Origin of the sequence: Mumia sp. ZJ430, from assembly GCF_011751845.1 — a bacterium.
Lineage (GTDB): Bacteria > Actinomycetota > Actinomycetes > Propionibacteriales > Nocardioidaceae > Mumia.
Genome location: NZ_JAAHFK010000002.1, coordinates 903,679 through 924,222 on the forward strand (window position 1 = coordinate 903,679; position 20,544 = coordinate 924,222).

Genomic DNA, 20,544 nt, shown 5'->3' on the forward strand with positions numbered 1-20,544 from the left:
GTGTCGCGGGGCGAGGCCCCTAGCCGGAGACTGCCTTCTCCACCGCCTGCGCCGCTCGCAGCGTCGCCGCGTACGCGCTCGGGCTGACGCCGGTGATGTTGATGAACGCGTGGATGAGATCGCCCGCGCGAGCGAGCTCGGTCGGGACGCCCGCCTCCTCGAGCCGGCGCGCGTACGCGATGCCCTCGTCGCGCAGCGGGTCGAACCCGGCCACCGCCACGTACGCGGGCGCCGCGCCCGCCAGGTCGTCGGCGAGCAACGGCGAGACACGCGGATCGAGGGCGTGGGCGGGGTCGGCGAGGTAGCGCTCGCGATACCAGTCCATGTGCTGCTCGGTCAGGAAGAATCCGTCGGAGAACTCCTCGTACGAGGGGTGCTTCGTGGACAGGTCGGTGACGGGGAAGAACAGCAGCTGCAGGCATGGCTCGACCGCGGCGCCGCGCAGCGCGAGAGCGAGGACGGCGGTGATGTTGCCGCCGGCGCTGTCGCCTGCGACGACGATGCGGGACGGGTCGAGGCCCCACGCGGGCGCCTGCGCGACGGCGTACTCCCACGCCGCGAGCCCGTCCTCGATCGCCGCCGGGAACGGGTGCTCCGGCGCGAGCCGGTAGTCGACCGAGAGCACGTCCACGCCTGCGTGCAGCGCGAGGAATCGTACGGCGGAGTCGGTGCTCACGCGGCTCCCGAGCACCCAACCGCCACCGTGGAAGTAGACGACCAGACCGCGCGACTCCCCCGCCTTGGCGCGATAACGGGTCGCGGGGATGTCGCCGTGTGCGGACGGGATGAAGAGGTCTTCCTCGACAGCGAACGGCGGGAACGTGTCGGCGAAGACGAGTGCCTCCTCCTCGATCTGACGACGCGCGACGTCGACCGGCTTGGTCGAGAAGTCGGATCCGGGGATGCGGTTGAGCACGCCCAGCGCAGTCGCGACCTCGGGCGCGAGGCGCTCGCCGTCGCGGTTGACCGGGGCGCCCGCGCCCAGGCGTGCGATGACGGCCTGCGGGAGCCGGGCGAAGCCGCGGATCGCGGCCCGCTCGAGCCGCAGCGGGAGGGACAACGTGCGCGAGGTAGCGTCGCTCATGGGGGCTCCTTCGGGGGCTGGTGCCGCATTTTCGCAGGCGCACGGACGGCGCGGGAGACCCGTGTCACAGGGCGCCCCCTCGATTAGGAGCGGTTGGGGTCCCCTGCTAGAGTTCCTACTGCTTCGAGCGACGGCTTAGAGGCACCACGCGCCATTAGCTCAATAGGCAGAGCAGCTGACTCTTAATCAGCGGGTTCGGGGTTCGAGTCCCTGATGGCGCACCATCCAACGAAGGCCAGGCATCGCATCGATGCCTGGCCTTCGTCCGTACTCACCGCCGTTGAGCGCGGACGTACCCATGGTCTGGGTCGGTCGCCATGGTCGCCGGTGCCGTGCGGGGCCAGGTCCAGGCGTACCGCACGATGAAGGCGAGAAGGATCAATTCCAGGACGACGCCGAGGCCGTAGAAGGCCAGCCAGGACTCGCCCGCCACGTTGAATGCCGTGACGGGGACGTAGACCGCGGCCACGAAAAGGTTCGTGATGCGGTTCGCCGGGGCGGGCAGCGTCATCGACAGCACGATCATGAAGATCGGGATGGCCATGAGGGTCAGCGCCATGGTCGAAAAGGTCTGAGAGAGGTCGAACTCGAAGACCCTGCCGTCGAGGATGTCGTCGACGACGCCAGGTGTGAAGAAGTTCAGAATGTCCACGTAGGCGTACAGGAACATGAGGCTCGTCCACGCTGCGGCGAGCTTGGCTCTCACCGGGATCGGCTGGTCGTCCAGTGCGGTGGTGGGTTGACGTGTTCTCATCATGGGCTCCGTCGTTGTCGTGAGGATCAGTAGGTCCACGCTCGCTGAGCCCGGCGGCGGGCGCCTCGGCCCAGAGGCCGGAGTTCGCCTGGCCGATGGCATGGCCTCTCTCTCGTTCTTTCGGCGGGTACGCCAAGGCGCGCGGATCTCTACGCTGGAGCCGTGGTCACTGTCTGGCGCTCCCTCTGGCATGAGCCGCGGCCTGCTGACGCCCCACCCATCGGTCGTCTCGACTGGCTGCTGGTGGGCGTGTTCGCGGCCGCCGCCTTGGTCGAGGGCATCGTTCGGCCGGGCTTGGCCTGGCGACCCCTTGTGACCGTGCACGCCCTGGCGCTGGTGCCTGCCCTGCTCTGGCGGCGAGGTCGCCCCCTGATGGCCGCCCTGGTCGGGTGGGGCGTCGCCGGGCTGCTCTCGGTCCTCCAACTGACTGCGCACGCCGGGGACCTCGGCCTCTACTCCATGATGGCCGTCCTGATCCTGCTCTACTCCCTGGTGCGGTGGGGCTCGGGACGGGAGATTGCCTTGGGGACGGCGTTCGTGACCGTCGTCGTCGCGCTGGGGGTGTACGCCTCCTCCGCGGGCTGGGCCGACGTTTTCGGCGGAGGCGTCCTTTTGCTGTTGGTCGTCGCCCTCGCGGCGGTGTTCCGCTATCGCGCGGACCTCTGGCATCGCCAACAGCGCGAGATCCGCAATCAGGAGCGGGTGGCGCTGGCGCGCGATCTGCACGACATCGTGGCCCACCACGTCTCGGCCATCGCGGTGCAGGCGCAGGCCGGTGGCGTGGTCGCCGGCATTCAGCCTGAGAGGGCAGCCGAGGTCCTGGCCGCGATCGAGTCTGAAGCGTCGCAAACCCTCGTGGAGATGAGATCCATGGTGCGGTTGCTGCGTGAGGAGGAAGCCGTCGCCTACTCACCGCAGCTGGGTGTCGCGGACCTGCCTGCTCTGGCGCGCGCCTACGCGACGCCCACCATCGAGGTCTCGCTGGACGGTTCGTTGACCCGGCTGGCACGGCCCGTGGACGCCGCGCTCTACCGGCTTGCGCAGGAGTCGCTGACCAACGCCGTACGGCACGCCACGAGCGCGACCCGCGTCGGGATCGACGTACGCCGGGAGGGCGACGCCGTCAGGCTGCGTGTCAGCGACGATGGACAGACCGAGCCGGGGCCAGTCCCGGAGCCTGGATTCGGCCTCCTGGGCATGGCCGAACGCGCCAAGCTCCTCGGCGGATCGTTCTCCGCGGGGCCGGGATCCGGGGGTGGCTGGGTCGTCGAGGCCGTGCTGCCGGTGGAGGCGCAGGCATGAGCATCCGTGTCGTCGTCGCCGACGACCAGGACCTGGTCCGGACCGGGCTGGTGATGATCCTCGACGCGCAACCCGACCTCGAGGTCGTGGGGGACGCAGCAGACGGGCTCGCAGCGCTCGACCTGGCGACCCGGCTGCGTCCCGATGTCCTCCTCGTCGACATCCGGATGCCCGGGCTCGACGGCGTCGAGGTGACGCGGCGCCTAGCCGGGCCAGACGTGACGGACCCGATGGCGGTCGTCGTGATCACCACCTTCGACCTCGATGAGTACGTCCTCGGCGCCCTACGCGCCGGCGCCCGCGGCTTCCTGCTCAAAGACGCCGGGCCCGAGCTCCTCGTACAGGCCATCCACGCGGCGGCCAACGGGGACGCGCTGATCGCCCCCAACGTCACCCGCCGGCTGCTGGCGACCTTCGCCGACCAGGCGCCAGTCGTGCCGGTCCAGCCCATCGACCCGCTCACCGAGCGCGAGGAGGAGGTGCTCGCGCTGGTGGCACGGGGCTGGACCAACGCCGAGATCGCCACCGAGCTCTTCGTCGGCCTGAGCACAGTCAAGACCCACGTCGCCTCGTTGATGACCAAGCTCGGCGCCCGCAACCGCGTCGAGATCGCGATGTGGGCATACGACACCAGACGCGCGAGAGCCGATTAGTCACGCCGCTTCGACCAGACGGGTGATCCGAAGCTCGTGATCGTCATGGTCGTCGCGGCGCCCGTTCGCCCCCTCCCCGATCACCGGCCAGGCGGCGGCCGCAGCAGGGCTCGTGCCGGCAGCGAGGTCGCGATCAGGGCCAGCACCGCGATGCTCCCGGCCACCGCCACCGCCAGTGCCGGCGGGACGTAGGGCGTCGGGGTGCCAGTCATCCCCGCGGCGTACGCCGTCACGGTGGTCGCCGCGATCGCGAAAGCCAGCACGATCGCCAGCATCACCGCAGCCAGCGTCTCCCACCGCAGGGTCCGCAGCACCTGGCGTCGCGTCCCGCCGGCGAGGCGCAGCAGCTCGAGGTCGCGCGAACGACCCGTGACGGTCATCGCCACCGAATTGACGAGCGAGATCGCGGCGAAGCCGACGATCGCCGCCAGCGCGATGTAGTTGACCGTGCTGTCGTTCGTGGTGTCCGGGGTGTCCACCGCGGCGCCGAGCGTCAGACCGTACGGCGCGACCGCCTGCTGCAGCTGCGTGTCCGGCACACCAGGAGCGGAGACGAGCGCGACGCCCAACGGGTCGTCCACGTGCTGCGCGACCAGCGCGTGCGCCATGGTCAGCTCACCGAAGCCCAGCCCGCGTTCGTACAGGGCCACCACCTTCAGCGTCACCGGGTAGCCGTCGGCCATCGCCACAGAGAGGTCGTCCCCCACCGCGAGCCCGGTGCCTTCACTGGCAGCGACGGTGTCCTCGACGAGGTCGTCGAGCGAGCCCGCCGTCACCGTCAGGTCCAGCGTGTCCGACAGCCCGTCGGTCGTGACGCCTTGGACCGTGTACGGGGTGTTCACCGCACGCACGCGGGTGCGGAGCACCTCGGTCACCGCCGCTACCCCCGGTGTCTCCCGCAACGCCCGAGCGGCGTCGTCCGGCACGGCGGGGCCGATGACACGGTCGGCGACCGTGCCCTCTCGTACCTCCTGCTCGGCCGCACCTTGCAGCGTCGTCTGGGCGAACAGCAGCGTTCCCGCCAGCGCGCCCATCAGGGTCAGAGGACCGAGGATCCCCGCCGTACGCCCCGACGCGGCACGCAGGTTCATACCGGCCAGGCCCACCGACCCGCGCAGCGGCCGCATCGGCAGGGTCATCAGGGCCAGACCGACGCGGGCGATCAGCGGAGCGAGCAGGGTCACCGCAGCCGCCCCCATCAACGCAGTCAGCGGTGCCAGCGGTCCGGCCGCCGCATCGGTGGAGACCTTCGTCAAGACGAGCGCCAGCACGACACCCCCCGCGGCGAACACGAGCCCGACGATCGCGCGCAACCGTCCTCGGCTGCGCTTCTCGTCCGACGCCTCGCCGAGCGCGGCAACCGGTCGCAGGCCCGAGATGCGCCGGCTCGAGAACCACGCCGCCACCCAGGCCGCGGAGACCGTCGCCGCGACGGCAGCCAGCACGGGGAAGGGTCCGACGACGAGCGGGACCGTCTCGGGCACCGCGCCCAGGGCGACGAACCGTCCGTACAGAAACCTGCCGAGCAGCAGGCCCAGCAGCGCGCCCGGCACTGCAGCGGCCGTCGCAACGAGCAGCGTCTCGCGCCCCACCAGCCGCCGCAGCTGGCGCGGTGTCGCGCCGACCGCGCGCAGCACCGCCAGCTCGCGTTCACGCTGACGGACCGCCAGCGCGAGGGTGCCGGCCACGGCAAGGATCGCGACGATCAACGACGTACCGCCGAGGGCGCCGCCCATGCTGACCAGCTTGGCGCGCGCCGACGCTGCCGTCGGGAACTCGACCGCTCCCCGTTCGTCGCCCGTCGCGACGACTGCGCTCTCCACCGGCTCGTACGGACCGACCGTCGTCGGCCTGCTCGACCCGCTGGTCGACTCGCTGCGCCGTACGGCCTTCTCCACGGCGGACGCGGCCGACTCGGGCCACACGGCGATCGCCGACACCTGGCCAGACCGACCCGCCGCGTCAGCGAGGCGCTCGGCCTCCGTCTCGGCGAAGTACAGCCCGGGCGCGGATCCGACCACCGCGTACGTCGCCGCCCCTGCCGAGGTGACCAGCCGGACACGCTCCCCTACCGGTGCACGGTCGGTGACGACCTCATCCCGTGCCGCCGGAGCGGCATCCGACTCCGAGGGGTCGAGCAGCAGCGCCGCCGACTCCCAGCCGTACCCGTCGACCCGCTCGCCGTCGGGCAGCACGACCGGCGCCGCCCGCTCCACGACGACCCGCTCGACCCCGGGGACGTCGCGGACCACGTCGGCGAGCGCGGCCGGGATCCAACGGCGGCTCGTGTTGGGCTTGGTCTTGCGCTTGTCCTTGTCGAGGTCCTTCAGGAAGTGTGACGCCGGGTCGCCTGCGACAATGACCGGCGCACCGGCGTACCGCTGCGGCTTCGCCGTCGACCGCAACCCGGTGTCCATCAGCATCCCGCACGCGCACACCAGCGCTGCCGCGCACAGCAGAGCGGCGAAGGTGCCGGCGAAGGCCCCCTTCCGCTGCCGCAGCGAGCTCGATGCATACCTGACCCTCACCGTCCCGCCGCTCACGCGTACGCCCCCAGACGCGTCATGCGGTCCGCTACCTCGGCCGGTGTCGGCGAGTCGACGGCATCGACGATGCGACCGTCCGCGAGGTACAGGACCCGGTCGGCGTACGAGGCGGCCACCGGGTCGTGCGTCACCATCACCACGGTCTGCCCGAGGATGTCGACGGTCTCCCGCAGCAGTCCGAGGACGTCGCGCGCGGTCACGGTGTCGAGCGCTCCGGTCGGCTCGTCACCGAAGACGACCTCTGGTGCGGTGATCAGGGCGCGGGCAAGTGCCACCCGCTGCTGCTGGCCGCCCGAGAGCTCCGGCGGTCGGTGTGTCGCCCGCCCGGCGAGCCCGACCCGCGACAACACGTCCTCCACCGCGCCGCGCTCGGCTCGCCGACCCGCCAGCGTGAGCGGAAGCGCCACGTTCTGCTCCACGGTCAACGTCGGCACCAGGTTGAACGCCTGGAACACGAATCCGACCCGCTCACGTCGCAGCCGCGTCAGCGCCGACTCGCTCATCTCCGACAGATCCGTGCCACCGAGCCGCACCGTGCCCGACGTCGGAACGTCGAGGCCAGCGGCACAGTGGAGGAACGTGCTCTTGCCCGAGCCGGACGGTCCCATCACCGCCGTGAAGCCGCCTCGGGGCAGCGTCACGGACACCTCGCGCAGCGCCGCGACCGCGCCGCCACCCTTGCCGTACACCTTGCTCACCTGATCCAGGACCACTGCTCCACTCATGCTTCTAGCCTCCTGGCATGCGGCGACGGACGACACAGACGCGATCACCAGTCCCCCGTGAGATCCTCATGGGTACCCTCATGACGTGATTCGGGTACTGCTCGCGGAGGACCAGCAGGTCGTACGAGGTGCACTCGTCGCTCTCCTCGATCTCGAGGACGACCTGGAGGTCGTCGCCGAGGTCGGCACCGGGGACGCGATCGTCCCCTCCGCGCTGGCCTACCGCCCCGACGTCGCTGTGCTAGACATCGACCTGCCCGGCTCCGACGGACTCACCGCGGCCGCCGAGCTCTCAGCACGCCTGCCGTCCTGCCGGTCGCTGATGCTCACGGGCAACGCGGGCCCCGGCCAGCTGCGTCGAGCACTCGAGGCGCAGGTCGCAGGCTTCGTGCTGAAGACAGCTCCGCTGGACGAGCTGTTCGGAGCGATCCGTACGGTCGCCGCCGGAGGACGCGTATTGGACCCGTCGCTCGCCGTCACCGCGTGGGGACTGGCCGACGACCCGCTCAGCCCGCGTGAGAAGGACGTGCTGCGGCTCCTCGCCGACGGTGCCGAGCCTCCCGAGATCGGCACGTCGCTCAGGCTGTCGACAGGCACGGTACGCAACCACCTCACGACGGTGGTCGCAAAGCTCGACGCACGCGGCCGCACTGACGCCCTCCGCATCGCCCGCGAGGCGGGCTGGATCTAGCGCTGGGCCGACGGCGCCGTCAGCGGTCGACAGCGGCAGTGACGCGGAAGCGGCCGTCGCCGACCGGGCCCGCGTCGAGCGTTCCGCCCAGCGCCGCCACCCGCGTGCGGAGGTTGCCGATGCCCGCACCCGGCGACGTGATCTCGGCCGGAACTCCGTCGTTCTCGACCACCAGCTGGGAGCCGTCCACCGTGATGCGCGCCTCCTTCGCGGCGCTGTGTCGCAGGACGTTCGTCACCGCCTCGCGCAGGACGGCGATGAACGCCGCGGCGCGCTCGCCGTCCACCGCCGACACGGACGCCTCCACGGTGGTCGCGATCCCGGCTGCTCGCAGGACCGACCCAGCGGCCTCTACCTCCGAGGCGAGTTCGAGCCGAGGCGCCTCACCGACGACCGTCGCCATGTCGGCACGGGCTCGGACCGCGATCTCGGCAATCTCGTCGAGCTCGACGCTGGCGCGATCCGGGTCCCGGTCGAGCAGACGACGCACCAGCTCGCCTTTCAGGATCATCGCCGCAAAGGTGTGCCCGAGAAGGTCGTGCAGGTCGCGCGCGGCACGCAGCCGTTCCTGGACGACCGCCGCCCGTACGAGGCCGTCGTGCGCGGCGTGGAGTTCGTCGGCCAGGACGGCGAGCCGGGCGAGCCCGAAGACGACGAGACCGGTGACGAGGACACTGATGGTCAGGTTCACGGTCAGCGGAGGCGCCGTGCCCACCGCCGACTGGGTGGCGAACACCCCGACCATCGTCGTACCAACCAGCGGCCACGCAGCCCGGGGCGGGAGCGACACCAGCAACGCGCCCGCCAGGAATCCGGCGACGCCACCCCACGCGCTCCCCAGCCACACCACCGGGACGAACGCGATGACCGCCTGCAGGGGAAGCAGCCAGGGACTCCGGAGGCGCAGGTTCAGGAGGCAGACGACGGCCAGCAGCGGGAGCGCCACCAGCAGCTCGACGCCCGACAGCTGGAGCAGGGCCTTCCCGCAGAAACCCACCAGCACCACGGCGAGCAGGGCCGTCGCGAACCGCTGCTGATCCGACACCGGCGCTGCCTCTTCAGCAACCCGCAAGCTCGCCACGACGCGAATCCTGCCGTCGGCGTCCAGGTCGACGTCGAGCCGCCCGCCCGCTGCCGCGAGGCGGACGGCCAACGGCTCGAGCGCGGCCTCACCACGCTCGGTGGTGCGGGCCCCATCGGCGACGACGGTCAGACGCACCTCGCCGTCGTCCTGGATGGTTTCGATGAGGCAGTGACACGCCCGATCGCGTACGGCATCGGTGACCGCCTCACGGAGCACCGCCGCCAGCAGAGATCCGCCGGGACCGAGCGGCTCGCGGTGCCCCGTGCGGACGGTCACCTCGGCGCCGGCCGCTTCGAGCATGCCCTGCGCTGCTGACACCTGCGGCGCCAGCGACAGCTCTCGCATCTCCGACGCCGCAGTACGAGCTGCGTCCAGCGAGCTCCGGGCCTCCGCCAAGGCGTCGCCGAGCTCGGAAGGACGTCGGGCCGCGCGGGCCATCGCCGTCAGCCCGTCCTCGATGACGCCACGCAACCCCGCAGCGATGCGTAGCCTCTCCTCCCGCACGGCGGCGGCGGCGAGGGTCAGGCGGGTGGACTGCACCTCGTCGACATCGTAGGTAAGACGCGTCAGACCGTAAGCGACGATCCCGATGAGCCACGCGGAGATCGACACGTCGATGACGGCACGCGACCAACCTTCCTCGACCGCAGCGATCGCGGGGGCGCTGACGGCCACCGCGACCGCAGCCGCACGACGCCCCTCGAGCCACAGCGCACCGATCGCCAACCCCAGCACGCCGACCGATACACCGAACCCGAGCACCGCCCCATAAAGGAGCGCCGCCTGGACGACCGACACAAGGGGCCCGTGCGGCCACCCCGGCAGGAGAAAGCGGAGGTGCAGCACGAGAGCGCCGACGACGAGCGGTGCAACCCAGGGGAGGTCGCTTCCCGCTGCGACCAGGTAAACGGCGACGAACGCCCCGAGGACGGCGACCGTGACCGCGCGTGCGTGCAGACCGCCACCATTTGTCCAGCTCATCGAGCGCTCAGAATACGAGTCGCAGGCGACGGGTCGACTCGCGGGTCAGCGACGTCAGCGCGTCACCTTCTATGGGACTGCTGCAGGACGCGCGAAGGCACTCGTTGCTCCTACGGGTTGACGACGGTCTCGAACGTCACCGGAGTCAATCGGCCGAGCAGTGGCCTTACGCGTATACCCCCGCAATTGTCATTGCAGCCTCCACCGCAGACCGTACGCTCGCTGGTGTGGTGGAGGTCCCGCGTCCTGCGGCCTCGGCGGCGGTGGGGCTCGGTCGCTCACTGCTCGAGGCCAAGTTCTCCATTCCGCAGCCTCGCCCAGGGTCGGTGAGTCGCGCGGGGATCATCGACGTCGCGAGGGCGAGCGAATGCCGCGTGGTCGGGGTGACCGCCGCTGCGGGGTACGGCAAGACGACTCTGCTGGCACAGTGGGCGCTCGCCGAGGACCGACCGGTCGCCTGGGTGTCCTTGGACCGGTACGACGACGACCCGACAGTTCTGCTCACCCTGCTGGCCTCAGCCTTCGCCCAAATCTCGCCTGGCTACATCGACCTGGTCGCCGACATGGGCGGCCTGGGCGCGGAGGTGCTGGGCCGGGCCGCACCTCGGCTGGCCGCGGCCTTCACGTCGAGCCCGGAGCCTTTCGTGCTCATGGTGGACGACCTCCACGAGCTCCGTGCGTCCGCCTGCCATGACGCTCTCGGCGTGGCGATCTCGGGGATACCGTCGGGCTCTCAGCTCGTCGCAGCGAGCCGATTCGAGCAACCGCACCTACCGCGGTTCCGCGCGTCAGGGGACGTGTTCGAGCTCGAGGGGAGCGATCTGGCGCTGGACGCGACCGGGGCCGAGCAGATCTTCGCCGAAGCCGACTCCGACGTGGCTCCCGAGGTAGCCGCGGCGATCACCGAGCGGACGGAGGGCTGGCCCGTTGGTCTCTACCTCGCGGCGCTGATCGCGCGCCACGACGGTGCCGACGGCATGACGGTCTCCGGCGACGACCGCTTCGTCGCCGACTACCTCTACCGCGAGTCTTTGATGCTGCTGCCCAAGAAGATGCAGCGCTTCCTGCGACGTACGGCGGTGCTCGATCAGCTCTGCGCCCCGTTGTGTGACGCGTTGCTCGGCGAGACCGACGGGCAGGAACGACTGCGTGCGCTGGAGGCGTCGAACTCGTTCTTGATCCCGCTCGACCGTCACCGAGAGTGGTACCGGTTCCACACCCTGTACCGGGAGTTCCTGCTAGGAGAGCTGCGGCGGATCGAGCCCGAGGTCGTCATGAAGCTTCACCTGCGCGCCGCCGACTGGTACGAGGCGAACGGATCTCCTGCCTTGGCCGTCGAGCACCTGTTGGACACCCCAGAACGAGAGCGGTGCGTGCAGCTAGTCACGGATCTGGTGCTGCGGACCTACAGTGCCGGCCAGATGTCGACCGTCCACCGGTGGCTCGCAGCGCTGGGTGACACCGCTGTCGAGGGATACCCGCCGCTCGCCGTCCTGGCAGCTTGGGCGACGGCGCTGACCGGACAGACCGTGGCGGCGGAACGGTGGGCAGCGGTCGTGGAGGCCTCGTCGTTCAACCAGGCGCCGACCGACGGAACGGCTTCGTTCGACTCCGCCAGGGCCATGCTGCGGGCAGTCATGTGCGCCTCTGGGCCCCAGCAGATGATGGTCGATGCCAGTGCCGCGGTGGCCCAGGAACCGCCATGGAGCCCGTGGCGCGACACCGCTCTCATCCTGTCCGCGCATGCTCATCTCCTTGCTGCCGACGTGGACGAAGCACGGGCACTGTTCGCCGAGGCGGCCACCCTCGGGGCGACGCTCGGCAACACCGACACGGTCGTCGACGGTGAGGCCGAACTCGCACTGATCGCGTGGGACCGCGGGGACTCGGCCGAGGCGACCGAGCGCGTCGAGCACGCCTTGGCGGTCATCGAGGAGCATCGGATGCATGAGTACGCGCTCAGCGTCCTCGTCTTCGCCGTTGCCGCTCGCCTGGCGCTGCACCGCGGCGACCTCGACGACGCGGACCGCCAGCTGACGAGGGCCATGCGAGCGCGCCCGTCCTGCACCTTCGTGCTCCCTTTCTACGCGGTGCGTGCCCGGATTCAGCTTGCCAAGGCCTACTCGGCACGCGGTGACCAGACCATCGCTCGGCACCTCCTGCGCGAGATCGACGAGCTCCTGCTGCACCGGCCGGACCTGGGAGCACTCGTCGACCAGGTGGTAGCGGTCCGCGAGACGGTGGAGGCAAGCGCCCAGATCGGAGTCGCGGGCGCCGCACCCCTGACCGGGGCGGAGCTGCGGGTCTTGCCGTACCTGCAGACGCACCTGACGATGAAGGAGATCGGGGACCGGCTGTTCATCAGCCGCAACACCGTCAGCTCCGAGGTCGCCTCGATCTATCGCAAGCTGGGAGTCTCCTCACGCAACGACGCGGTGGAGCAGGCAACCAGGTTCGGGCTGCTCGGCGGCTGAGGCGATCACCCGCTCGGCAGGATCCCGAAAGAGTCGACATCGTGCCCGAGCGCCAGCGCCAGCTTCGGGGCCGCCGCGACCACGCGCGGAAATCCGACGACCGGGATGAGTTCGACGAGCACGTCGACGATCTCGGCCGCAGTCGCCCCGGCATCGACCGCGGCATCGACCTGTGCACCGTACGAAGGAACCGCGCCACCCACGGCGACGAGCGCCGCAAGCCGGACCATCGCCAGCGTTCTCGGGTCGAGCAGCGTGTCGGTCGCGAGCTGCTCGTCGTGAAGGGCGAGGCGGCGCAGCATGTCGGTGTAGTCCAACGCGACCCCCTCCTTCCTCTCGGAACGCCAACCTCGTGATCTGCGGGTCCCGTCGCGGGGTCGTACCAGACACTCAACGGTGCGCCTGCTGCCGCACGCATCACTCACATCAGGTGAATCGCCGTCAAGCGCCGACGGCCGGACGTTCACACACTCTGCGTGATGACGCCGGTCGCGGCCGAACCTACGGTTCCAGGAAGGAACCGAGCTCGAGGAGGCCGCGATGCCCGTAGATGTGACCAAGACATCTGTGCCCGCGTCGATCACGACCCCATCGAGGGTGGAAGCAGCGATCGGGGCCCTCGAGTTCACCGACGGCTACCCGACGAGCGAGGCCGCGGAGAGGCTGCGCGACCACCTCGACTACCTGCACGGTGTCGAGACGTTCATGAACACCACCCAGGCTGTGTCGACCTACGCCATTCGGCAGGGGTTCTTGGCGGCCGGGGTGAACGACGGAGACGTGCTGCTCTTCTCGGAGCTGATGGACTCACGGTCACTCTTCCTGACTGGCAACGCTGACACCGTGTACTTCTGGTCGTTCTTGGACCTGACGCAAGGACCGCAGGTCGTGGAGACCCCGGCCGACAGCTTGGGCTGCTTCGACGACATGTGGTTTCGCTGGATCAGCGACTTCGGTCTGCCCGGAGCCGACCGCGGCCAGGGCGGTACGTACCTGCTGGTCGGCCCTGGGTACGACGGGCCGCTGCCCGAAGGGGGCTGCTACATCCGGCACTCCCGCACCCACCACGTCGTCGTGCTCGGCCGCTCGTTCATCAACCAGAATCCTGGCAACGACCCCACCCCGACGGTGTCCCAGATCAAGGAACAGCTGAGGTTCTCCCCCTACGCCCCTGGTGGCGTGGGCTCCAGCATCGGGGCGTACCTGACAGGCAAGGGGCCGCTCGGCCAGGCAGCCACCCCGCACACCCCTCGGTTCGTGGAGGGTACGGGCCTGGCGATGAACACCATCCCGCCGGCCGACTTCGGCCACTACGAGATGCTCGACGCCCTGGTCCAGCTAGAGCCCGCCGAGGCCCTCGACACCGAGCTCGCCGGCCAGTTCGCCGCCCTCGGGATCGTCAAGGACGAGAAGTTCGACCCCGACCACCGACTCCGCAAGATCCTCGACGAGGCGGCGGCGGTGGGCAACGCGGCGTCCCGCACCCTCGGCATGGGGGCGCACCCGAGTGACGACTTCCGCTACTACGACGGCGACTCGGCCTGGTGGAACATGCTGTTCGCCGGTGGCTTCGAGTTCACCAACCCACCGCCGATGATCACCGCGGACGGCGTCAAGCCGTTCCCGAACAAGGGCGCGCGCCAGCTGCACTCGCGCACGTCGATGTTCTACACCGCGACCGGCATCACGCCCGCGATGTGCATGCGGCTGACCGGCGTCGGCTCGCAGTACCTCGTCTCCAACGTGGGTCCCGACGGCGAACCATTCGACGGCGCGAAGACCTACCGGCTGAGCCTGCCCAAGGGCATCCCGGCCGCCCGGTTCTGGTCACTCACCCTGTACGACAACCAGACCCGGTCCATGCTGCAGACCGAGCAGCGCTATCCCCGTGCCGGCAGCCAGCAGTACCCCTCCCCTGCCGCGGAGGCCGAGTCCGACGGCAGCACCGTCGTGTACTTCGCACCGGCGCAACCCGACGACGTCTCGCCGGGCAACTGGATCCAGACCGACCCCGAGCGCGGATGGTTCGTCATCTTGCGCCTCTACAGCCCGCTCCAGCCGTTCTTCGACAAGAGCTGGCGACCCGGCGAGATCGAACCGGTCGAGTAGACGAGCCGAGGGGCGACCATGGGGACCGAGTACGGCGAGCAGGCGCGCCGTCTACGCAACGCGGTCGAGCCGGTGGCGGCCGGGGTGTACTTCGCGCCCGAGGCGCACAGCGCGTACGAGGCGCTCGGGTTCGACGGGAGCCCGGTCGCTCAGGACGGTGTGGCTCGCCCGGAGATGAAGGCGTACTTCACCAGTCGCGGCGCCTGTCTGGGGCAGGTGCCAGGTGAGGTGGTGGCTGCCGCCTTCGGCTGCTTCAATCCGAAGGTCGTGGTGCCGGCCACCAAGGTCGGGTGGCAGATCACCGACCGGCCAACGATCCTCGCGGCAAGGGAGCAGGGTGCGACCGCGATGCTGCAGCGTGTGCTCGGCGAGCAGCCCGACGACGTGGCCCGGGTCACCGAGCTGCTGCGCCGAGCGGCTGACGCGGCGCCTTGGGCAGGTCGCCCGATCTACTCCGGATTGCACTCGCTCGGATTGCCTGGGACCCCCGTGGGCGACCTGTGGCGGGCCGCCGACCTGGTACGCGAGCACCGCGGCGACAGTCACGTCATCACCTGGGCGGTCGGCGGCACCGACGCCGTGGAGGTGCTGCTCCTGACCGAGCAGTGGTGGGGCCTGCCACCCCGTGCCTACACCCCCAGCCGCGGATGGACCGATGCCGACATGGATGCCGGCTTCCAACGCCTCCGGGAACGTGGGCTGATGACCGCCGACGAGCAGATCACCGACGCCGGACGGGCCTTCCGCGAAGAGATCGAGGTCCGTACCGACGAGCTCGAACGGCCGCTCCTCGATGCGCTGGGCGACGATCTCGACGAGCTGCTCGATCACCTTGACACCTGGTCCGAGGCGATCATCGACGCCGGTTCCTACCCTCAGCGCATCGCAGGGGTCTACAACGTCGGCGGCGGACCGCACTTCGGCTCAGGGTTGACCATCGACACCGCGGAGGAGCAGTACGGGCGACGGGACTGACGATGAACGGCTCGAGACCATGGTGCCCCTGACCGCCCGGCGGCGACGCCGGCTCATCACACGCGGACCGCTCAGGGCACTCGCCACCTCGGTGGTCCTGGTCGTTCTGTACTACGTCCTGCCCCTGGACCGCCTCTCGGACGCCTCAGTGTTCGCCGTGCTCGTCGTTGGCGTCGCGCTGCTCGCCACGATGATCGCCTGGCAGGCCCGGGCCATCGTCCGCTCGGATTATCCGAGCATCCGTGCGGTCCAGTCCCTCGCCGCCACGACGCCCCTCTTCCTGCTGCTGTTCGCGTCCACGTACTTCGTCCTCGGCGCTGACGACGTCGCGATGTTTACCGAGCCGCTCAACCGGTCCGACGCGCTCTACTTCACCGTCACCATCTTCGCCACGGTCGGCTTCGGCGACATCTCACCCCAGTCCGAGACTGCCCGGCTCGTCGTCATGACGAGGCAAGGCGGACGCGGGCACCGCGACCTGATCCGTGATCCACAAGCTCCTCTGACCGAGATGGGAGATGACCGATGGAAGTCCTGTCGCTGACCGTGGCACTCGTCACGATCTTCGGCTGGTGCGTCCTCGCCAGCCGGCTCGAACGCGCCGGCCTCACCGCCCCGATCGTGTTCGTCGCCGCGGGCTTCGTGTTCACCGAAGTGGCTGGACTCTTCGACCTCCAGCTCGAGCCCGAGCTGGTGAAGTCCATCGCCGAGGTGACGCTCGTTTGGATCCTGTTCAGCGACGCGTCGAAGGTTCGGCTGATGCAGTTCGAGCGGGACCTCGGCACGTACGTCCGTCTGCTCGGGGTCGGGCTCCCACTGACCGTCGCTCTCGGAACGGTCGTGGCGATCACCGTGCTCGGGTTCGAACCGTGGGCTGCGCTGTTGCTGGGCGCCGCACTCGCGCCGACGGACGCTGCGCTCGGCGCCTCGGTGATGTCGAACCCGCGTGTCCCCGGGCCGATACGAGGGGCCCTCAACGTCGAGAGCGGGCTCAACGACGGCATCGCGACCCCGATCGTGCTCGTCGCGATCGCCGGCGTCGCCTCGGACGAGGGCATCGCCGGGGTGGACAGCCCGGGCCGCGCAGTCCTCGCCCTCGTCGTAGGCGTCGTCGCGGGCGTCGTGATCGGCTGGCTCGGCGGCGCGGTCATCAAGGAAGCCCGGCGCCGACGGTGGCTGTCCGAGGAGCTCGCCGGCCCCGCCGGCCTGGCTCTCGCACTGCTCGCGTACACCGGAGCCCTCGTGGTGGACGGGAACGGCTTCGTGGCGGCCTTCGTGGGCGGCCTGGTCTTCGGCAACGTCGCGGGGCGGGGTGGCGACAAGGAGGTCTACTTCGTCGAGCAGACGGGGGCCCTCGCCTCCATGATCTGCTGGCTCGTCTTCGGCGCCCTCGCCGTTCCCATGATCGGCGACCACCTGAGCTGGAGCATTGTCCTGTACGTCGCCTTGAGCCTCACCCTCGTACGAATGCTCCCAGTCGCACTCGCCCTTCTCGGCGCAGGATTCGGCCGGTACGGCGTCTTCTTCATCGGCTGGTTCGGCCCCCGAGGCCTTGCCTCCGTCGTCTTCGCGCTGCTCGCGCTCGAAGGCTTGCACGACGACGCGGGGTCCGATGTCGTCGCCGTCATCGCGCTCGCGGTGCTGGTCAGCGTGGTCGTGCACGGGATTACCGCCGTACCGCTCGCGAACAGGTTCCCAGCGACACCAAAGCCCGCTGGCGACAGAGAAGAGGCGCCATGACGATCATCTCGAGCTCGACACAAGAACCCAAGACGCGTCCTCGACCCTTCGCACTGACCTCCGGCGCGATGTCGGAACTTCGCGCGGATGCTGTCCGCCACGTGGCAGTGTTCGCTCACGACCGACGTCCCTGACTTCGTCGACACGTTCTCCCGCTTCCTGCGCGACGTCGTCGACCAGCACGAGCGGCGCTCGGACTCGTCCCCGCTCACCGCCGTCGTCGACCGTCATCTCGGATGCACGGCGAGCGAAGTCGCGATCGTGACGGAACAACTCAGCAGGGTTCGGCTCGCCGACGCGGACGTGGCCCCGCCTCGTTCGCCAAGGAACTCGTACGCCGCTCCGTCCTGCGCGCCGTCCTCGCCGACCGCGCCGCCGCCGACAACGATCTCGCAGCCGCCCTCAAGGAGCTGATGTCGGACCAGGAGCTGTTCACCCGCAGCCTTCTCGCGTCCGGCGAGAACGCCTTCCCGCAACCCGACGACGACTGGATCGACGTGTTCGACGACAGCGACGACCCCGACTGAGACTCAGCGCTTCGTCGACCACCAGCTCGACTCGGTACCGGCGCGGCCCGCCAGCCGGATCTCGAGGGCACAGGTGAGCCCGGAGCCGATGACCAGGCCGACGATCGTCCCTTGACAAGATTTCTTGTCAAGGGCACGGTGGAGTCATGCAAGACGTCGAAGTCATCGAGAGCGCGGACGCAGCCGCCGCCGCCCTGGATCCGGTCCGGGCCCGACTGCTCGGAGAGCTGGCCGTCCCAGCCTCCGCTGCCGGACTCGCCGCCAGGGTCGGCATCGCGCGACAGAAGGTCAACTACCACCTCAAGGCGCTCGAGGCGCACGGCCTGGTGGAGCTGTCCGAGGAGCGCCACCACGGCGGCATCACCGAGCGGGTCTTGCAGGCATCGGCGTCGTCGTACGTCGTGTCGCCGGCTGTTGTCAGCGCGTCCGCGGCCGATCCGGACGCCAACGCCGACCACCTGTCGGCGGGCTACCTCGTCGCGCTCGCCGGGCGGCTGGTGCGCGAGGTCGGCACCTTGGCACGCCGGGCCGGGACGTCCGGCAAGCGCCTCCCGACGCTCACGATCGACACCAAGATCGGCTTCCGGTCAGCCGCCGATCGTGCTGCCTTCGCAGACGAGCTGACCGCTGCGGTGCTCGACCTAGCCGCTCGCTACCACCACGACGACGGACGTCCGCACCGGCTCGTCGTCGCCGCCCACCCCCTTCCTGAGGAGAACACATGAGTACGACACCGACCGTCCCGTACCGCCTGGAGTTCAGCGTCGAGGTCCCCGGCACCCCGGAGCAGGTCTGGCAGGCCATCGCCACCGCCAAGGGCATGAGCTCCTGGTATCTGCCGACCGAGCTCGAGGAGCACGAGGGCGGCTCCGTGCACTTCACCATCGGCGCCGAGATGGGCTCGGACGGTCACGTCACCGGCTGGGACCCGCCGCGCCGCCTCGCCTTCGAGGAGGACTGGTCCGCCCTCATGGGCAAGGACCCGGACGCGCTCAGCCCGCTGACGACCGAGTTCCTCGTCGAGGCCCAGTCCGGCGGCACCTGCGTCGTCCGCGTGACCAGCAGCGGCTTCGGGACCGGCGCCGACTGGGAGTCGGAGTGGTGGGACACCTTGAGCCCTGGCTGGATGCCGTTCTTCGACAACCTGCGCCTCTATCTGGCGCACTTCCCCGGCCAGGAGGCCACGCCGCTGGAAGCCGCCGCGTCCCACCCCGCCGATGCGGAGACCCTCTGGTCGACCATGCACGACGCGCTCGGGCTCGGCGACGTGGGTGCGGCCGTCGAGCTGCGCGGCGCCACCGGCACGGTCGAGCGTGTCGGCGAGCATCAGACGCTGGTCCGGCTCGCCGCTCCCGTGCCCGGGATGCTCAGCGTCTTCGCGTACGACGAGGGCGACGGCACCGCAAAGGCGTCCGTACGGGCCTACATGTTCTCTGCCGACGCCGCGGACTACGTACGGCGCGAAGAGCCGGCCTGGCAGTCGTGGCTGCAAGGGCTCTCCGTCCCGACACGCAGCCAGTGACCGACTGACGGAGGAGCGCCATGGACAGCACGGATGACGCCGGGGTCGTCGCACCTCCGGCATCGGGCCAGATCCACCGGTTCCGCAGGCTCATCGGAACCGGCGCCATCGCCGCACTCGCCGCGGTCGTCGCCACCACGCTCGCCGCCGCGCTCGCCCAGGCCGTCGGCGTCGAGTTCGAAGTCTCTGCCGGCGAGACGATCCCGTTGTCCGGGTTCGCCGTGGTGACCGGCTTCTTCTCGCTCGTCGGCGTCGTCATTGCCGCCGCGCTGCTTCGGTGGAGCGCTCGCCCCGCCGAGCGATTCGTGTCATGCGTCGGCGTCGAGGAGGTGCCTCAGATAGCGATCGGGCGTCTGGAGGTACGCCCGCCAATGACGGACGAGTTCGAGATCCTCCCAGCGAGCCTCCCGCATACCCCACGGACCCACCTCAAGGATCCGCGCACCCGGGAGCGACGCAAGGACCGGCGAGTGAGTCGCACAGAGGACCTGCGCGCCCGACCGAGCCAGCGTGTCGAGACGTGCCATCAGCCCGAGCGTCGACGCGAACGAGAGCGCCGCCTCGGGCTCATCGAGGACATAGAAACCTGGAGAGTCGAAACGTGCCTCGAGCACCGCAAGGAAGGACTCGCCGTGACTCATCGCGTGGAAGGCCGGATCGCGGCTGTCCGGATGCTCCTCAATGAACGAGTACCAGCCGTGCATCGTCTCCGCGCGCAGGAAGAAGCCCCACCGCTTCGCTCCGATACCTCGCTGCAGCAACAGCGAGCCGTGCAGGTCTGACTCCGTCGTGCGCGTCTCGTGATGTCCGAACGCGGTGCCACCTTCGGGGGAGAGTCCGTACGCCACGGCGATCGCCTCGACGATGGTCGACTTGCCTGACCCGTTCTCTCCGACGAGGAAGGTCACGCCCGGAGCAAGCGTGAGGCCATCGCTGAGAAGCTGCTGCACGGCGGGAATGTCACCAGACCAGTCCTCGGGCGGCGGCGCGCCCGGGCTCGCCGAGACTCGTACGACCGGCTGCTTGTCGAAGGTCACGCGAACACTGTCGCAGCAGGATCAGACAACTGCGCACACCTTCCGAAAATGCACCCGCCCGAACGGATCCTGCGCATGGTCGTCTCCCCCGCGGGTCACGACGACGACGAGCTCGCCGGCGTCGCGTACGATATGGACGTCCCCGTCCTCGACGGCCTGCACGTAGTCGGCGGTCATCGGCGCCGGCTCCTGCCCGATCTGCGGGACGTACGGCGCGTACGCGCTGCGCACCAGCTCGCGTACGGCCGTCGCGTCCGCGGGCTCTGCTGGTACGGGCGTCACGTCAGGAACGCACACCACCATCCTCCGTGCGCCCGACACCCCGCAACGACCTCGCGCA

General features: G+C 69.9%; 19 protein-coding genes and 1 tRNA gene. 12 read left to right on the top strand and 8 right to left on the bottom strand.

What is annotated here, in order from left to right; translation table 11 throughout:
* Positions 1-19: 19 nt before the first annotated feature.
* Positions 20-1,084, bottom strand: coding sequence for an alpha/beta hydrolase (locus HCT63_RS10820; protein ID WP_167004013.1), 1,065 nt, complete (start codon positions 1,082-1,084; stop codon positions 20-22).
* Positions 1,085-1,232: 148 nt separating this feature from the next.
* Here HCT63_RS10820 and HCT63_RS10825 point away from each other — a divergent pair.
* Positions 1,233-1,308: transfer RNA gene (locus tag HCT63_RS10825), tRNA-Lys, on the top strand.
* Between the two features lie 47 nt (positions 1,309-1,355).
* Here the strand turns inward: HCT63_RS10825 and HCT63_RS10830 are convergent.
* Positions 1,356-1,838 carry a DUF6326 family protein gene (locus HCT63_RS10830; RefSeq protein WP_167004015.1) on the bottom strand — a complete coding sequence of 161 codons (483 nt, stop codon included), beginning with the start codon at positions 1,836-1,838 and terminating at the stop codon, positions 1,356-1,358.
* Between the two features lie 243 nt (positions 1,839-2,081).
* Between HCT63_RS10830 and HCT63_RS10835 the strand changes: the two genes are divergently transcribed.
* On the top strand, positions 2,082-3,140 hold the full coding sequence (locus HCT63_RS10835) for a histidine kinase (RefSeq protein WP_243842985.1): 1,059 nt from the start codon (positions 2,082-2,084) through the stop codon (positions 3,138-3,140).
* A complete protein-coding gene (locus tag HCT63_RS10840) occupies positions 3,137-3,793 on the top strand; it encodes a response regulator transcription factor (RefSeq protein ID WP_167004022.1) in 657 nt (218 codons plus the stop codon). The genes HCT63_RS10835 and HCT63_RS10840 overlap by 4 nt, the downstream gene beginning before the upstream one ends.
* Before the next feature lie 80 nt (positions 3,794-3,873).
* On the opposite strand, the gene HCT63_RS10845 is transcribed toward HCT63_RS10840, so the two are convergent.
* Entirely contained in the window at positions 3,874-6,321 is a 2,448-nt protein-coding gene (locus tag HCT63_RS10845) for an FtsX-like permease family protein (RefSeq protein WP_167004025.1), read from the bottom strand.
* 11 nt (positions 6,322-6,332) lie between these two features.
* Positions 6,333-7,064: an ABC transporter ATP-binding protein gene (locus HCT63_RS10850; RefSeq protein ID WP_167004028.1), complete on the bottom strand. Its 732-nt coding sequence runs from the start codon at positions 7,062-7,064 to the stop codon at positions 6,333-6,335.
* An 85-nt stretch (positions 7,065-7,149) separates the two neighbouring features.
* Between HCT63_RS10850 and HCT63_RS10855 the strand changes: the two genes are divergently transcribed.
* Positions 7,150-7,755: a response regulator transcription factor gene (locus HCT63_RS10855; RefSeq protein ID WP_167004031.1), complete on the top strand. Its 606-nt coding sequence runs from the start codon at positions 7,150-7,152 to the stop codon at positions 7,753-7,755.
* A gap of 19 nt (positions 7,756-7,774) precedes the next feature.
* Here HCT63_RS10855 and HCT63_RS10860 read toward each other — a convergent pair whose 3' ends face one another.
* Positions 7,775-9,820, bottom strand: coding sequence for a histidine kinase (locus HCT63_RS10860; RefSeq protein ID WP_167004033.1), 2,046 nt, complete (start codon positions 9,818-9,820; stop codon positions 7,775-7,777).
* A 227-nt stretch (positions 9,821-10,047) separates the two neighbouring features.
* Here HCT63_RS10860 and HCT63_RS10865 point away from each other — a divergent pair, with 227 nt between their 5' ends.
* Complete coding sequence (locus tag HCT63_RS10865) at positions 10,048-12,294, top strand: LuxR C-terminal-related transcriptional regulator (RefSeq protein WP_167250195.1); 2,247 nt, start codon at positions 10,048-10,050, stop codon at positions 12,292-12,294.
* A 5-nt stretch (positions 12,295-12,299) separates the two neighbouring features.
* Here the strand turns inward: HCT63_RS10865 and HCT63_RS10870 are convergent, their stop codons facing one another.
* Complete coding sequence (locus tag HCT63_RS10870) at positions 12,300-12,611, bottom strand: carboxymuconolactone decarboxylase family protein (protein ID WP_167004039.1); 312 nt, start codon at positions 12,609-12,611, stop codon at positions 12,300-12,302.
* A 223-nt stretch (positions 12,612-12,834) separates the two neighbouring features.
* On the opposite strand from HCT63_RS10870, the gene HCT63_RS10875 reads away from it, so the two are divergent.
* The 7 genes from HCT63_RS10875 to HCT63_RS10905 all read left to right on the top strand — a co-directional run bounded on the left by HCT63_RS10875 (position 12,835) and on the right by HCT63_RS10905 (position 19,167).
* Positions 12,835-14,403 (top strand): DUF1254 domain-containing protein, encoded by a 1,569-nt coding sequence (locus HCT63_RS10875; RefSeq protein ID WP_167004042.1) that lies wholly within the window; start codon positions 12,835-12,837, stop codon positions 14,401-14,403.
* Positions 14,404-14,421: 18 nt separating this feature from the next.
* Entirely contained in the window at positions 14,422-15,378 is a 957-nt protein-coding gene (locus tag HCT63_RS10880; RefSeq protein WP_208322376.1) for a hypothetical protein, read from the top strand.
* A gap of 19 nt (positions 15,379-15,397) precedes the next feature.
* Positions 15,398-15,922, top strand: coding sequence for a potassium channel family protein (locus tag HCT63_RS10885; protein ID WP_167004045.1), 525 nt, complete (start codon positions 15,398-15,400; stop codon positions 15,920-15,922).
* Positions 15,904-17,118: a cation:proton antiporter gene (locus HCT63_RS10890; RefSeq protein ID WP_167004048.1), complete on the top strand. Its 1,215-nt coding sequence runs from the start codon at positions 15,904-15,906 to the stop codon at positions 17,116-17,118. The genes HCT63_RS10885 and HCT63_RS10890 overlap by 19 nt, the downstream gene beginning before the upstream one ends.
* Positions 17,119-17,354: 236 nt before the next feature.
* Entirely contained in the window at positions 17,355-17,645 is a 291-nt protein-coding gene (locus HCT63_RS10895) for a hypothetical protein (protein ID WP_167004050.1), read from the top strand.
* A gap of 146 nt (positions 17,646-17,791) precedes the next feature.
* On the top strand, positions 17,792-18,370 hold the full coding sequence (locus HCT63_RS10900; RefSeq protein WP_167004054.1) for a helix-turn-helix domain-containing protein: 579 nt from the start codon (positions 17,792-17,794) through the stop codon (positions 18,368-18,370).
* Positions 18,367-19,167: an SRPBCC domain-containing protein gene (locus HCT63_RS10905; protein WP_167004057.1), complete on the top strand. Its 801-nt coding sequence runs from the start codon at positions 18,367-18,369 to the stop codon at positions 19,165-19,167. Before HCT63_RS10900 ends, HCT63_RS10905 begins: the two co-directional genes overlap by 4 nt.
* A 308-nt stretch (positions 19,168-19,475) precedes the next feature.
* Here HCT63_RS10905 and HCT63_RS10910 read toward each other — a convergent pair whose 3' ends face one another.
* The gene (locus HCT63_RS10910) at positions 19,476-20,204 is read right to left on the bottom strand and encodes an AAA family ATPase (RefSeq protein ID WP_167004060.1); all 729 of its coding nucleotides are present in this window, start codon (positions 20,202-20,204) and stop codon (positions 19,476-19,478) included.
* A 21-nt stretch (positions 20,205-20,225) separates the two neighbouring features.
* The gene (locus HCT63_RS10915) at positions 20,226-20,501 is read right to left on the bottom strand and encodes a hypothetical protein (protein WP_167004063.1); all 276 of its coding nucleotides are present in this window, start codon (positions 20,499-20,501) and stop codon (positions 20,226-20,228) included.
* Positions 20,502-20,544 lie beyond the last annotated feature (43 nt).

What these genes read in the sequence shown, in the direction of transcription:
- HCT63_RS10860 (WP_167004033.1), bottom strand. Translation starts at nt 9,820, where the DNA reads ATGAGCTGGACAAATGGTGGCGGTCTGCACGCACGCGCGGTCACGGTC.
- HCT63_RS10900 (WP_167004054.1), top strand. Translation starts at nt 17,792, where the DNA reads ATGCAAGACGTCGAAGTCATCGAGAGCGCGGACGCAGCCGCCGCCGCC.
- HCT63_RS10895 (WP_167004050.1), top strand. Translation starts at nt 17,355, where the DNA reads ATGCACGGCGAGCGAAGTCGCGATCGTGACGGAACAACTCAGCAGGGT.
- HCT63_RS10850 (WP_167004028.1), bottom strand. Translation starts at nt 7,064, where the DNA reads ATGAGTGGAGCAGTGGTCCTGGATCAGGTGAGCAAGGTGTACGGCAAG.
- HCT63_RS10820 (WP_167004013.1), bottom strand. Translation starts at nt 1,084, where the DNA reads ATGAGCGACGCTACCTCGCGCACGTTGTCCCTCCCGCTGCGGCTCGAG.
- HCT63_RS10875 (WP_167004042.1), top strand. Translation starts at nt 12,835, where the DNA reads ATGCCCGTAGATGTGACCAAGACATCTGTGCCCGCGTCGATCACGACC.
- HCT63_RS10830 (WP_167004015.1), bottom strand. Translation starts at nt 1,838, where the DNA reads ATGAGAACACGTCAACCCACCACCGCACTGGACGACCAGCCGATCCCG.
- HCT63_RS10840 (WP_167004022.1), top strand. Translation starts at nt 3,137, where the DNA reads ATGAGCATCCGTGTCGTCGTCGCCGACGACCAGGACCTGGTCCGGACC.
- HCT63_RS10890 (WP_167004048.1), top strand. Translation starts at nt 15,904, where the DNA reads ATGGAAGTCCTGTCGCTGACCGTGGCACTCGTCACGATCTTCGGCTGG.
- HCT63_RS10885 (WP_167004045.1), top strand. Translation starts at nt 15,398, where the DNA reads ATGGTGCCCCTGACCGCCCGGCGGCGACGCCGGCTCATCACACGCGGA.
- HCT63_RS10905 (WP_167004057.1), top strand. Translation starts at nt 18,367, where the DNA reads ATGAGTACGACACCGACCGTCCCGTACCGCCTGGAGTTCAGCGTCGAG.
- HCT63_RS10880 (WP_208322376.1), top strand. Translation starts at nt 14,422, where the DNA reads ATGGGGACCGAGTACGGCGAGCAGGCGCGCCGTCTACGCAACGCGGTC.